This is a genomic window from Acinetobacter sp. ANC_7513 (genome assembly GCF_056779915.1).
Genome location: NZ_JBWYIW010000013.1, coordinates 21,302 through 34,699, shown reverse-complemented (window position 1 = coordinate 34,699; position 13,398 = coordinate 21,302). Strand labels below are relative to the sequence as shown.

12 protein-coding genes are annotated in these 13,398 nt (G+C 41.1%); 5 read left to right on the top strand and 7 right to left on the bottom strand.

What is annotated here, in order from left to right:
- The first annotated feature begins 69 nt into the window (after positions 1–69).
- Entirely contained in the window at positions 70–1,317 is a 1,248-nt protein-coding gene (locus AC1M9B_RS12890) for an exonuclease SbcCD subunit D (RefSeq protein WP_481609233.1), read from the top strand.
- A 9-nt stretch (positions 1,318–1,326) separates the two neighbouring features.
- Positions 1,327–4,926, top strand: a complete 3,600-nt coding sequence (locus tag AC1M9B_RS12885; RefSeq protein ID WP_481609232.1) for an AAA family ATPase — start codon at positions 1,327–1,329, stop codon at positions 4,924–4,926.
- A 44-nt stretch (positions 4,927–4,970) separates the two neighbouring features.
- On the opposite strand, the gene AC1M9B_RS12880 is transcribed toward AC1M9B_RS12885, so the two are convergent.
- A complete protein-coding gene (locus tag AC1M9B_RS12880) occupies positions 4,971–5,768 on the bottom strand; it encodes a thioesterase family protein (protein ID WP_481609231.1) in 798 nt (265 codons plus the stop codon).
- Between the two features lie 116 nt (positions 5,769–5,884).
- A complete protein-coding gene (locus AC1M9B_RS12875; RefSeq protein WP_035267462.1) occupies positions 5,885–6,571 on the bottom strand; it encodes a YggS family pyridoxal phosphate-dependent enzyme in 687 nt (228 codons plus the stop codon).
- A gap of 122 nt (positions 6,572–6,693) precedes the next feature.
- Here AC1M9B_RS12875 and AC1M9B_RS12870 point away from each other — a divergent pair, with 122 nt between their 5' ends.
- Positions 6,694–7,731, top strand: a complete 1,038-nt coding sequence (locus tag AC1M9B_RS12870; RefSeq protein ID WP_092768204.1) for a type IV pilus twitching motility protein PilT — start codon at positions 6,694–6,696, stop codon at positions 7,729–7,731.
- Between the two features lie 34 nt (positions 7,732–7,765).
- Complete coding sequence (locus AC1M9B_RS12865; RefSeq protein WP_481587875.1) at positions 7,766–8,890, top strand: PilT/PilU family type 4a pilus ATPase; 1,125 nt, start codon at positions 7,766–7,768, stop codon at positions 8,888–8,890.
- 55 nt (positions 8,891–8,945) lie between these two features.
- Here AC1M9B_RS12865 and fur read toward each other — a convergent pair whose 3' ends face one another.
- A complete protein-coding gene (gene fur, locus AC1M9B_RS12860; protein ID WP_035267453.1) occupies positions 8,946–9,383 on the bottom strand; it encodes a ferric iron uptake transcriptional regulator in 438 nt (145 codons plus the stop codon).
- 112 nt (positions 9,384–9,495) lie between these two features.
- On the opposite strand from fur, the gene AC1M9B_RS12855 reads away from it, so the two are divergent.
- Positions 9,496–9,894, top strand: coding sequence for an outer membrane protein assembly factor BamE (locus AC1M9B_RS12855; RefSeq protein WP_092768200.1), 399 nt, complete (start codon positions 9,496–9,498; stop codon positions 9,892–9,894).
- Between the two features lie 45 nt (positions 9,895–9,939).
- On the opposite strand, the gene AC1M9B_RS12850 is transcribed toward AC1M9B_RS12855, so the two are convergent.
- The 4 genes from AC1M9B_RS12850 to argB form a co-directional block, all read right to left on the bottom strand.
- Positions 9,940–10,263, bottom strand: coding sequence for an RnfH family protein (locus AC1M9B_RS12850; protein ID WP_092768198.1), 324 nt, complete (start codon positions 10,261–10,263; stop codon positions 9,940–9,942).
- Entirely contained in the window at positions 10,260–11,342 is a 1,083-nt protein-coding gene (locus AC1M9B_RS12845; protein WP_481596562.1) for a hypothetical protein, read from the bottom strand. The genes AC1M9B_RS12850 and AC1M9B_RS12845 overlap by 4 nt, the downstream gene beginning before the upstream one ends.
- Positions 11,343–11,451: 109 nt before the next feature.
- Complete coding sequence (locus tag AC1M9B_RS12840; RefSeq protein ID WP_481593835.1) at positions 11,452–12,300, bottom strand: class II glutamine amidotransferase; 849 nt, start codon at positions 12,298–12,300, stop codon at positions 11,452–11,454.
- A gap of 170 nt (positions 12,301–12,470) precedes the next feature.
- Positions 12,471–13,376: an acetylglutamate kinase gene (argB, locus tag AC1M9B_RS12835; protein WP_481609230.1), complete on the bottom strand. Its 906-nt coding sequence runs from the start codon at positions 13,374–13,376 to the stop codon at positions 12,471–12,473.
- Positions 13,377–13,398: the final 22 nt, after the last annotated feature.

Genomic DNA, 13,398 nt, shown 5'->3' with positions numbered 1-13,398 from the left:
TTAAAAATTTCGATGTTTTAAAGTCCGATATTGGATAAGATGACAATTGAGATGTTTTGGGGTTCGGTAATGGCAGTGCGTTTTTTTCATACTTCAGATTGGCATTTGGGGCAATTTTTTCACAATCATGATCGTGACTATGAACACACACAATTTTTAAACTGGCTACTTGCGCAAATTCAACAAAAACAACCGAATGCCCTGCTGATTGCCGGTGATATTTTTGATGTAGTCAATCCTGCATCATCTGCTCAAAAACAGTTATACCAGTTTCTTACCGATGCCCATGCCATTGCCCCGCATATGCAAACCTTAATGATCGCAGGTAATCATGATTCCGGTTACCGCATTGAACAGGTTGAACCTTTTCTAGCGAAATTCAATGCCAAAGCGGTCGGTATTATTGGCAAACAGGATGGTGAATTTGATCTCGATCGTTTGTTGGTACCTATTTATGATGCTGATAAAAATATCGTTGCTTGGTGCTTAACCCTGCCTTATTTACGCAGTGCCGAAATTACAGGCTTAAATGAAAATACCACCAACAGCCAAAATGCGATTGCCTATTTACACCAACAACTTATTGCGGAAGCTAAAGCGCGTAAACAACCCAATCAAGCCTTAATTTTGATGTCACATGCCCATATGCAAGGCGGTGAAACCTCAGATTCCGAACGTCCAATTGTGATTGGTAACGAAGAGGCTTTATCCACTGCATTATTTGATGATGTGATTGATTATGTGGCACTCGGTCATTTGCATAAACCGCAAAAAGTTGGACAGGAACATATTCGCTACAGTGGCTCACCTATTCCACTGTCTTTTAGTGAACGCAACTATAAACATCAAGTGGTTGAAGTCACCATTGACCCCGAAGCTGATGAACAAAATCATTTTCAATATCAAGCGCACGTTATTCCACGTACCGTGGATTTGATTCGAATTCGTGAACCCTTGTCTGAATTAATCACTACGGTACATGCCCTGCCAAAAGGCGAAATTGACAATCTCAATGCACGACATTTTCTAGAGATTGAATATACGACAGATGCCCCACCGCCTGTAGACTTACGTCAGCAGATTGAACTGGCACTGCCACCAAATCGTTATCGTTTACTGCGTATAGCTCGAATTTATCAAAAAGCAACGGAGCAAAACGATGAAAGTCACAAAGTCGATTTAGCGCCCCCCCCCCCTGAAAAATTATTTTTAAGCTTGTGGGAAAAAATGGGCTATGAGCAGGATGAATCGGTGAAGCGTGATTTCTTAACTTTGCTTGAAGCGGCACAACACGATTTGGATCAAAAAGCGCACTAAGGACAGGTCATGAAAATTATTCGACTCAGTTTAAACAACTTGGCCTCTTTAGCCGGTGAACAACATATCCATTTTGAACAAGCGCCATTGGCTCAGGCAGGTCTGATTGCCATTACTGGTAAAACAGGTGCAGGAAAATCGACGCTGCTCGATGCCATGTGTTTAGCTTTGTACGATGAAATCCCACGTTTACGTGGCGCAGCTGGCAGCATGAAAGATGTAGGCGGTAAAGACATTTCAATTAAAGATTCGAAGAATATTCTGCGTCGTGGTACCACCGCTGGTTTTGCTGAACTTGAATTTCTTGCCCTTGATGGTAAACGCTATTTGGCGCGGTGGGACATTAGCCGTGCGCGTAAAAAAGTTGATGGCAATTTAAAAGTCGAGCGCTTTGTTCAATGTTTAGATGATGGCGCGACCTTAACGCAAAAAATCTCGGAAGTGACGCCACTGATTGAAAAGCTGATTGGTCTCAGTTTTGAGCAATTTACCCGTGCAGTCCTGTTAGCACAGTCTGAAGTCGGTGCATTTTTAAAAGCCAAAGACCATGAACGTGCAGACTTACTCGAATATTTAACCAATTCGCAAATTTTTAGTGAAGTCAGTAAAAAAGCCGCTGATAAATTTAGTGAAATTAAACAGCAACGTACTGATTTAGAAAAGCAACTCGGTCATATTGATATTCTGAGTGAAGAACAACTTGCAGCCTTAAATCAACAACATCAGCAGTTAAAACAACAACTCGTACATTTGGCACAATCAGAAAAGCTGCTTGAAAATGAACGTAAATGGTATCTTGAGCGTGATCAATTGTATGCTGAAGTCCATGGCAAAAAAGAGATTTATGAGGTTCAGCTTGATGCCATAAATAAATCCGCAGCACAACAACAATTGTTACAACAGCTTGATGCATTTCAAGCCATTCGTGAGCAATATGTACAGCGTGCACGTTTAGAACCTCAAAAACTTGAGGTCCAACAAAAACAACTCGCCTTTCAAGCTGAGTTTGTCTCTTTACAACAACAAGCTACTACTGAACAACAGCGCTTAAAAGCCTATGAACATGCCCAAGCGCAATTTGAGCAGCAGCGTTTGGATGTAAAGCCGCATCTTGAACAAGGCTTAAAGTTGGATCATGACATTCACAGTATTTCTGAACAGTATAAAAAACTCAGTGCAGATAAAGATCAACTTGTTCTCAATGAGTTAGAACCATCAAAACATGCTGTGGAACAACAAAAAACCAGCGTATTGGCTTGGCAAAACAAACAGCAACAAATCAACTTTGAGTTAACCCAAAGCCAATTTTTACAATGCTTTGACCAAGAACCACAAAGTACTTTGCAGGCGCTAAAACACTATGTAGAGCAATATCAGTTGCTTCATCAACAAGAGCCAGAACTATTACAACAATCCTTCGCAACTTTAGAACAACAACAGCAAACCGTTGTACAACGTCTGCAAAGCTATGTGGCTCAACATAAAAGTCTTGACGCTTTGACACAATCGCTGAAAAACATCCAACAACAGCGTGAACAGCACCAAAGCACGGTATTACGACTGCAACATCAACAGCAGCAGCTTGATCAAGTCATTACCCATATCAGCGAAACACACGACCTGACAGGCTCAATCGCTGAACAACAAAAGCAACTGCAGATTATTCAACAGACCCTTGAAAAATGCTTGAGCGAAAAAGCCACACAAGAAGCCGCCTATACCCAGCTACAAAGCATCTTGGAGGCACAGCGTCTATTGCATAGCGAAAACGTGCAGCATTTACGTGAACAGCTCAAAGCCAATCAACCGTGTATGGTCTGTGGGAGCCATGAACATCCGTTTTTACAAAGTCAGCAACGCTTAGAACAAGGTTTATTGCAACTACACGAGCAGCAATTACAGGAGGCTCGTCAACAACTGGAACAGTTCAATCGTGAGGTACAGCAAGCCCAGATTGAGCAATCCAAAGTACAGACCTTACTTGAACAACAACAACAACGTGTGCAACAGCTGACGCAGTCGACTCAGCAACAGATCGTGCATATTCAAGCAGCATTACAACAACTGGGTTTAGATCTCGACACGGCAGACCCGATTCAGTTACAGCAGCGCATAATGCAGCAGATCGAAACACTGCAATCGCATATCGAACAACAACAGGCACAAGAACAACAACTTGGTCAATTGCTTGAGCAATGGCGTAAGGAGCAACAGCAACAACAGCAATTACAATTGAATATTCAACGTCGTGTGCAACTTGATCAAGGTATTCAACCCATTGTGCAGTTACTGCCTGCTCGCTATCAGCAAGACATGCCAATACATTGGGTTGCTGAATTACAACAGCAGCTACAGCAACGTGTTGCATTGCTCACCATGCAAAAACAGGTAGAGACATCACTGCTGCAAGCACAGCAGGAACTTGAAAAAATGACGCTGCGCTTTGAAGCAGCGCAAAAGCACGAACAACACCTGACTCACCAGATTGAACAACTGATTGAGCAAGGCAAAATGTTACGCTCGAAACTTGCGGAACTGACCCAAGACTATGCCGGTCAAAGCTACCGTTATGCTGCGGATTGGCAAAAACATTTAGAGGAAACTGCTGTCGCCCATGCCAATGAGGTTCATGCACAACGCAGTAAAACTGCACATGCTGAACAACAGCTGAATGCAGCCAATTTACAACAGCAGCAGTTGCTCAGTGATTTACATCATATTGAACAGGCATTACAGCAAGTACAACAGGCTATTCAGCAATGGCAACTGAGCCATCCGACCGTGACCACAGATCAAATCACAACATGGTTAAGCATTGATTTAGCCCAACATCAACAAATACGCCATGAGTTAAATACGCAGCGACAACTTTTAGAGAATGCCAAAACCGCTTGGCAAGTTTTAGAAGAACGTTATCAGGCACATTTAAAACATCAGCCTGAACATGATCTCAGCATGCTCGAGCAGCAACTTGAGAACTTGCAAACGGAAAAGCTCGCTCAACAAGAAGCGCTCACCGATACAGAAACTCAGTTACGTATGAATGCTGCCAATCAAGCCAACTATGCTAAGTATCAAAGCCAAATAGAACAAATCAAGGCGGAAGAATATCGTTGGGGACGTATCTACGATTTGATTGGGCATAAGGAAGGCACCAAGTTTAAAAAGATTGCTCAAGAGCATCATTTAGATATTTTGGTGGAATATGCCAATCAGCAATTACAGCCGCTTGCGCCACGTTATCAGTTGCATCGTATTCCTGACAGTTTAAGTTTGGCCATTATTGACCTAGATATGAACAGCGAAGTTCGACCTGTGTTGTCCTTATCAGGTGGTGAAACTTTCTTAGTGTCTTTAGCCCTTGCTTTAGCGATTGCTAACATGGCATCAGGTTCAATGAAACTTGAATCACTGTTTATTGATGAAGGCTTTGGCACGCTCGATCCTGCATCACTACATATGGTGATGAATGCCTTAGATCATTTACAAAGTCAGGGACGTAAAGTGGTATTGATCTCGCATGTACAGGAAATGCATGAACGTATTCCGGTACAGATTCAAGTGAAACCTGTGGGTGCAGGTGCGAGTACCATTAATATTGTCGGTTAATGATTAATGATAAAAAGTTGAAGCCGTCAAATGACGGCTTTAATCTAAGCCAGTTTTCTTAAAGTTAAAATTTGCTCAGCTCGTCCAAAAGGTCCGTTCAGATCATGAAGAATAGATGAAGTTAACCCGATACCGTCATCACCATATTGTTGCACTGTTTCCAGACCTAGCCACTTACCTATTGGCATACGATAGAGATGTATCTGTAAATCTAAATTTGGGAAAGTATAGTTAAACGGCCAACCTTGTCGTGTGACAATTCCATTCGCTGTATCGACCATTCCCATCAACTTCACAAAGTCTGAATGTATTTGTCCTTCAACCATGTCATAAGGATTGGTTAGCCATACAATTCCCTTGCCTGCCCGTCGATCTAAACGGCGTGCCTCAAGTGATTGAATATAGCCTCCAGGCCAGTTTCTAATTGCTTCCCATAAGATCCCCTCGTCAGGATCAGCAACTTTTTGATCTTCTAATCCTGCGACTGCCTGAGTATCACTCATCATCATTCGCCAAGTACGTGCCTGAATACAGCTTTTACCATGTGCAGACATGGTCGACTCGATCAATTCAATGGTTTTTCCAGGTCGAATAATTCGAGTTTCAATTTGAAACTCCCCAGCGGGTATCAGGCCCAAAATATCTAAACTTATACGTCCAATCCGTAGGTCAGACCGAGCAGAAAAGTGATCCAACTCTGCACAAATAATCCCTGTTGCGGGCGCCATATGCTGTTCGTGCGCATTCCATGCACCTTGAGCATGTATAGTCGACTTATACTTAGCCAGTACTGATCCATCATCACACACTTTTCGTTCTAAAAGCTGATAATACGAACTCATCCAATTCTTCCCTGTTTTATGATTATGTGAAATATATTGGTTTATTTTTATACATAAAAAGTTGTATTTACAATGACAGCGACTGAACCCGAAAGTTCAGTGCAGACTGAATCCAATCATTTTGAGTAATCTCGCGCCCCAAATAAGGCCGTCCCTATGCGAACCATAGTCGATCCAGCGCTAATCGCATCTTGTAAATCACCCGACATTCCCATACTCAAGGTATCCCAATCAGAAGGATGTGCATGATGCTCTTTCATCTGATCAAAAAGTGTCTTGGCATCATAGAGTGCATCTACATTGCCAGGTGCTGGAATGACCATTAATCCTCGTAATCGAAGTCGAGGTAATATGCTCATTTGAGCAACCAGATCTTCGACCTCTGAAACTGCACAACCATCTTTGCTTTCTTGAGCATCAATATTCACTTGAAGACAAATATTGATAGGCTCCTGTTCGATTGTGCGTTGATTAGAGAGTCGCTCTGCGATAATAAAGCGATCAACCCCATGCACCCATGCAAATTGTTCAGCCAACTGTTTGGTTTTATTGCGTTGTACATGACCAATAAAATGCCATTCGATGTCTAAATCATTCAGCGCTTTGATTTTATCTAATGCTTCTTGCAGGTAATTCTCACCAAATGCTCGTTGACCAGTCTGATACATTTCTCTCAAAATATCCGCTGGATGCGTTTTGGAAACAGCAAGGAGTTTAACCTCGTTAGATTGTCGTTGAGCAACTTCACAGGCTTGTTCAATTTGTTGAATGACACTATTTCTCGCTTGCTCTAGACTCATCATGTATAGCTATCTCAGTTAATTTATCTTTTTTTACTTTCTTGCACGCTAACTGTTGGTTAAGCTGTAGGAAAGCCTTATTATTCTATCAAAATAATTACGATTTTAATGCGTTCGGGGAATTTATGGATATTACAGAATTACTGGCATTTTCAGTGAAAAACGGGGCGTCTGACTTGCACCTTTCTGCGGGAATGCCACCGATGATTCGTGTTGATGGTGAAGTTCGTCGTATTAACTTACCAGCCTTAGAACACAAAGAAGTACACCGCTTAATCTACGACATCATGAATGATAAACAACGTCGCGATTATGAAGAAAAATTAGAAACCGATTTCTCATTTGAAGTACCTGGTGTAGCACGCTTCCGTGTCAACGCATTCAACCAAAATCGTGGCGCTGGCGCGGTATTCCGTACCATTCCTTCTCAAGTGATTTCTATGGAAGACTTGGGCATGGGGCAAATTTTCAAAGACATTTGCGCCTATCCACGAGGAATTGTTTTGGTCACAGGACCAACGGGTTCAGGTAAATCGACTACGCTTGCGGCGATGATGGATTACATTAACGACAACCGTTACGACCATATTTTAACCGTCGAAGATCCAATTGAATTTGTGCACCAATCCAAAAAGTGTTTGATTAACCAGCGAGAAGTGCATCGTGACACACATGGTTTTAATGAAGCACTACGCTCTGCACTGCGTGAAGATCCAGATATTATTCTCGTCGGTGAAATGCGTGACCTCGAAACCATTCGACTTGCACTCACTGCTGCGGAAACTGGTCACTTGGTGTTTGGAACACTGCATACCACATCTGCCGCAAAAACAATTGACCGTATTATCGACGTGTTTCCTGCCGATGAGAAAGACATGGTTCGTGCCATGCTTTCTGAATCGCTTCAAGCCGTCATCTCTCAAACACTTTTGAAGAAAACAGGTGGCGGTCGGGTAGCTGCTCACGAAATTATGATTGGAATTCCAGCGATTCGAAATCTCATCCGTGAGAACAAAGTTGCACAAATGTATTCTGCAATACAAACCGGCGCAAATTATGGCATGACCACTCTCGATCAAAGTCTCAAAAATCTTGTCGCGAAAGGCATTATTACCCCGCAAGTTGCACGTACTGCGGCTAAACAACCAGAATCATTTTTATAAAAAAGTGAACGTCATTTGATTTAGGGGAATCAAAATGGATTTTAATGACCTGCTCGACATGATGATTGCGCGCAAGGCTTCAGATTTATTTATCAGTGCAGATATTGAACCATCAATGAAAATTAATGGTGAAATTGTGCCTGTAGTTAAAACAAAACTCACTGGTGAAATCATAGGTCAATTGATTCACTCGATTATGAGTGAAAGACAACGAATTGAATTTGCTGCAACACACGAATGTAATTTTGCTATTGCCAATCGTGATAAAACTGCACGTTTTCGTGTCAGTGCTTTTCAGCAACGTGATCAACCTGGCATGGTTTTACGTCGGATTGAAACTGTCATTCCAAGTATTGATGAGCTGAAACTACCGCCCGTCCTTAAAGATCTAGCAATGACTAAGCGCGGGATCATCTTATTTGTAGGTGCTACTGGTACAGGTAAATCGACTTCGCTTGCAGCAATGATCGGTCATCGTAATCAAAATTCTAAAGGTCATATCATTACCATTGAAGACCCAATCGAATTTATTCATCAACATCAAGGCTGTATCATAACTCAACGTGAAGTTGGAATTGATACAGACTCATTTGAAATTGCACTGAAAAACACACTCCGCCAAGCACCTGATGTCATTCTTATTGGTGAAATTCGCTCACGTGAAACCATGAACTATGCGATTAGTTTTGCTGAAACAGGACATTTAGTATTTGCGACCTTACATGCCAATAATGCCAACCAAGCCTTAGATCGTATTATTCATTTCTTTGAGACAGATCGTCACAGCCAACTGTTTATGGACCTCTCACTGAACTTGAAGGCGATCATTGCACAACAGTTAATTGCGACTCCTGATAAAAAATCACGTCATCCTGCAATTGAAATCTTAATCAATTCTCCACTGATTTCAGACTTAGTGCGTAAAGGCGAAGTTCATGAAATTAAGGAAGTCATGAAGCGTTCCCGTGAAATTGGAATGCAGACGTTTGATCAAGCGCTATTTGACTTATATAAAGCTGAGAAAATCACTTATGACGAAGCATTACGTCATGCTGACTCTGCCAACGATTTACGCTTACAAATCAAACTCTCTGAAGAAGATCCAAACTATCTGTTGAATTCTGGCCCCCGCCTCACTTTTGATGGTCAAGACGATTAATCAATAGTGAATAAAAAAGGAGCAATCATTGCTCCTTTTTTAATGCAATCAAGATTTATTTTTTACGGTATGCTTCTTGGCATTCAGGCGCATCGCAATAACCATATAAATTCAAAGAGTGACCTGTTAAAACAAAACCAAGTTGTTCAGCAACATTATGTTGTTCTTGTTCAATCAAATCATTGTGGAATTCAACAACTTTGTTGCAGTTCTGGCAGACCATATGATCGTGGTGATCATCTTGCATGATTTCGAATACAGAGTGATTATTCTCGAAATGATGACGTTGGATAATACCAGCAGCTTCAAACTGAGTTAACACACGATATACAGTTGCTAGACCGACATCTTCGCCCTGCTCAAGTAAGGTCTTATAGATATCTTCCGCGCTCAAATGATGCTGTCTTGAATTTTCTAATAATTCCAAAATCTTGATTCGTGGAAGGGTAACTTTAAGTCCAGCTTTGCGTAAATCTTGATTTGAAATAGGCATATAAAAAGGTCTCTCAACAAATTTTAAGTTGGAATATGCAACAGAGTTGAGATGCAGTATGATCTATCCTTGGATCAATTGCATCATAATTAATTTGGGATAGTGTAGCAAAATGCAAAAAATCATGCTGACGTTATTCGTCGCTTCTTTACTGGGTGGTTGTTCTGTCTTTGGTGTATACAAAGTTGATATTCCTCAAGGAACACCATTAACCCAAGCGCAAGCTTCAAAAATTCAAGTCGGGATGACTTACCAACAAGTTCGTTTTTTACTTGGTAGCCCAACCATTTCAGATCCTTTGAATCCTTTACGTTGGGATTACATCTACAATTATACCCCAGGTACATATGCTAAAAAAGCAAATATTCCTGCAACTCAAGGTCAGCATCTAAAAGTATATTTCGATGGTTCTGGCGTCGTGAATAAAATCGAAGGTTTAGAAACTATCCCAGAAACTCAACCTGGTTTACCAGGTTCGAAAGATGCGATTTTGAACGCGCCACCACTATAAAGAATTAGACATAAAAGAAAACCCCTCAAAGAGGGGTTTTTCATATCATTTCAATTGTTTAAAGCGATTGCCACGACAATAGCGCCCAACTGGATTCGCTGCTGCCCGCTTACGGCGAATATCTTTTGGATTAATCGTTAATGCCCGATAGATTTCCACCCGATCACCTGCTTGCAGAACATGCGATTGATCTTGTACTTTCGTTCCAAAAATTCCTACAGCATACTCATCTGGCAACTGCGTACACGACGCAATACCACTTTGAGTAATAGCATCCGCAACAGACATACCTTCCACAAATTCAAGTTCAATGTGAAATTGCTGGTCTACAGCGGCATAAGCAACCCAAACTTTTGCATTTTGGATCATGGTAACAATTGACCTAAGTAAGAAATCATTGCAGCCACAATTGCTAAAGGTGTCACAATACGTACAGCCACACGCCAGATATTATAAAAAGCTTCATTACTAAAATTCAGCGCTTTACGTAAATGACTAATTTTCATGATCCAACCCACGAAAATTGCATAGATTAAACAAATGCTTAATCCCCAAAGCATTAAAATCGGAGTTAAAAATAGATCGGCTGCAGGGAATACCCAAATTAAAAGTGGTGCAAGCAATAAAAAATATTGCACCGCTTGTGCTAATCCACGATGTGCGAGTTGTTCCTTCCCAAGTTGCAGGAGTAAAGCTACTGCAAATATTGTCGCGATTAAAACGATATATGCTGGAATTGCAGCACTAATTGCAAAATATCCAAATCCAGCCACAGCCACCAGTTGCGCTAGCCAAATCGGTAAAGTTTTTGGCGTTGCAGCATCTTGTTTCTCTTGATTGAGATTTGTCTGCCAATATAATCCAAGCCCGAGACCTGAAGCTACTAAAGCGAGAATAGTTGCATTACCCCACTCTTTAAACTCAACAGGAGTCAGCTGCCAATCATTGACTTGGACACCAAAAACCTGAGCCGCGATTAAACTTGCAATCGTTGCAATCGCAGTAAGTACAACCAATACAGAACGTTGAAGAAATGATAAACCAAATGCAATGAATGCTGCGATACCCATCAAAATATTTGAACCAATACCAAAATCATTTTGTTGTGCTACAGCATTAGAAGTATTAAGTAATATACCGCCTGCTAAGAATGGAATAAAAATAACAGCAAGCCAGCCCACTACTCTCCAACGTTGGTTTGCATCGGCTTCACGGGTCAATTTTGATAATGCGTTCAGCGCTGAAGTTTGAGCTCGTTTCGCCAATCCAATTTCTAAATAAATAATTGGCAACGCTAAAAACAACATCGTTGCAAACCAAAGTAACCAAAAATCGAGTTGTCGATCAATTTGCAAGCCTAAGCTTGGTGCTAGACCCACAATAATGATAAATGACAAACAAAATGCCATCAGCGGCGATAACCATCGTGACATAGCGGTGTCCTGCATGAGGTATTCCATTAAAAAGTTTTACGCTATTTTGCCTAGCTCAATCATTAAAATCAAAGTCTAGCGTAAAAAAAATAAGTGTAGATCTTAGCCACTTCAAATTAAATTTTTAATATTGATCCGCGCGAGTAACACGCTTCAAGCTTGGGTCACGGGCTTCTCTGACCAATCGCTCAACGTGAGTTATGGTACGTAATGTTGGCTTACCATCCTGAAATAAAATCATTTCGCCGGGCGTATATGCAAACCAAGCTTCATTATCTGTTAATGGTTCTGTCGTAATTACAGCCACACGATCTTCAGGTGTCGTGACCTGACTAAAATCGACTTCAACATCAATATCAATTAATCGTGCAGGTTGAAATGGATATTCGCGAACAATCCAGTGTAATTTTGTGGTCGCATAACTATACAAAGCCTGTCCATTTGATAAACAAAAATTGAATGTCCCATGCTCTGCTATTGTTGGCGAAATTTCTTCTAAAGCATGAAATACATCTTGGACACTTGGCTCTACATAACCAAACTTTTGTACGAGATGTTCTAATAAATAACAAAATGCAAGCTCACTATCTGTATTACCTACTGGTGTGAACTGTCCCGACAACCTTGGATGAAAATCATGCAGATCACCATTATGCGCGAAAATCCATTGTCTCCCCCACAATTCACGAATAAACGGATGAGAATTTTCTAAAGTAATTTTTCCCTGTGTTGCTTTACGAATATGCGCAATGACATTACGCGATTTAATCGGATAATTACGAACGAATTCTGCAATTGGAGACTCGACTGCAGATTGGTTATCAACAAATAAGCGGCATGCCTTATCCTCAAAGAAAGCAATGCCAAAACCGTCTGAATGATCTGACGTTATTCCAGCGCGCTGAGAAAAACCACGAAAAGAAAACGTAATATCCGTAGGGGTGGCACAATTCATTCCAAGTAGTTGGCACATAATCTTTCATTTTGCTTTAGTTATCAGTTTTATTGTGCATCAGCCTTATAGATGTTGCAAATATGAATATAGCAATTGAATATGTTTTATACCGGATATATGGGACATAAAACGATTATTCTTATCAAACAAAAAGCCACCGAAGTGACTTTTTATTATGTGATTATGAGTTAGTGCACCGACTTAGAACGATTGGTAATCAATGTTCCAACACCGTGATCCGTAAAAATTTCCAATAAAGTCGCATGTGGAACACGACCATCCACAATATGCGCACTCACTACACCACCTTTCACCGCATCAAGCGCACATCCCACTTTCGGAATCATACCGCCGTAGATCACACCTGTATCGATCAAGCGATCAACTTCTTGTGTTGTTAATCCTGTGAGTAGGTTTTTATTCTCGTCCAATACACCACTGATATTCGTAAGAAGAATTAACTTTTCTGCACCCAAAGCTTCAGCAACTTTACCAGCAACTAAATCCGCATTGATATTATAAGTGTTACCTTCCTCATCAACACCGAGTGGCGCAATCACTGGAATAAAATCACTTTGAGTGAACATTTCCAGAACGTCAGTTTTTACACCGACCACTTCACCCACTAACCCAAGATCAATTTGTTGAACAGATCCATCCTCTTGGATTTTTTCCATCAACAACTTTTGAGCACGAATTAAGTTACCGTCTTTACCCGTTAATCCAATTGCACGACCACCATGTTGATTGATCAAATTCACAATAGACTTATTTACACTTCCGCCCAACACCATTTCTACAACTTCCATAGTTGCAGGATCAGTTACACGCATTCCATCAATACGATCTGATTCACGCCCAAGTTGTTTCAAAAATGAATCGACTTGAGGACCACCACCATGAACCACAACCGGATTAAGACCAACTGTTTTCAGAAGCACGATATCACGGGCAAACGAACTTTCTAATGCAGGATCAGTCATTGCATTGCCGCCATATTTCACTACAAGTGTTTTACCTGTAAATCTTTGGATGTATGGCAAAGCTTCTGTCAAAATTTGAGCTTTGTCGATGCCAGTTTGTTGGTGTGGCATTCGCCTCTCCTTCATTCCTACA

What these genes read in the sequence shown, in the direction of transcription:
- AC1M9B_RS12890 (WP_481609233.1), top strand. Translation starts at nt 70, where the DNA reads ATGGCAGTGCGTTTTTTTCATACTTCAGATTGGCATTTGGGGCAATTT.
- fur (WP_035267453.1), bottom strand. Translation starts at nt 9,383, where the DNA reads ATGCCTATTTCAAATCAAGATTTACGCAAAGCTGGACTTAAAGTTACC.
- AC1M9B_RS12855 (WP_092768200.1), top strand. Translation starts at nt 9,496, where the DNA reads ATGCAAAAAATCATGCTGACGTTATTCGTCGCTTCTTTACTGGGTGGT.
- AC1M9B_RS12880 (WP_481609231.1), bottom strand. Translation starts at nt 5,768, where the DNA reads ATGAGTTCGTATTATCAGCTTTTAGAACGAAAAGTGTGTGATGATGGA.
- AC1M9B_RS12845 (WP_481596562.1), bottom strand. Translation starts at nt 11,342, where the DNA reads ATGCAGGACACCGCTATGTCACGATGGTTATCGCCGCTGATGGCATTT.
- AC1M9B_RS12870 (WP_092768204.1), top strand. Translation starts at nt 6,694, where the DNA reads ATGGATATTACAGAATTACTGGCATTTTCAGTGAAAAACGGGGCGTCT.
- AC1M9B_RS12850 (WP_092768198.1), bottom strand. Translation starts at nt 10,263, where the DNA reads ATGATCCAAAATGCAAAAGTTTGGGTTGCTTATGCCGCTGTAGACCAG.
- AC1M9B_RS12865 (WP_481587875.1), top strand. Translation starts at nt 7,766, where the DNA reads ATGGATTTTAATGACCTGCTCGACATGATGATTGCGCGCAAGGCTTCA.
- AC1M9B_RS12840 (WP_481593835.1), bottom strand. Translation starts at nt 12,300, where the DNA reads ATGTGCCAACTACTTGGAATGAATTGTGCCACCCCTACGGATATTACG.
- AC1M9B_RS12885 (WP_481609232.1), top strand. Translation starts at nt 1,327, where the DNA reads ATGAAAATTATTCGACTCAGTTTAAACAACTTGGCCTCTTTAGCCGGT.
- argB (WP_481609230.1), bottom strand. Translation starts at nt 13,376, where the DNA reads ATGCCACACCAACAAACTGGCATCGACAAAGCTCAAATTTTGACAGAA.
- AC1M9B_RS12875 (WP_035267462.1), bottom strand. Translation starts at nt 6,571, where the DNA reads ATGATGAGTCTAGAGCAAGCGAGAAATAGTGTCATTCAACAAATTGAA.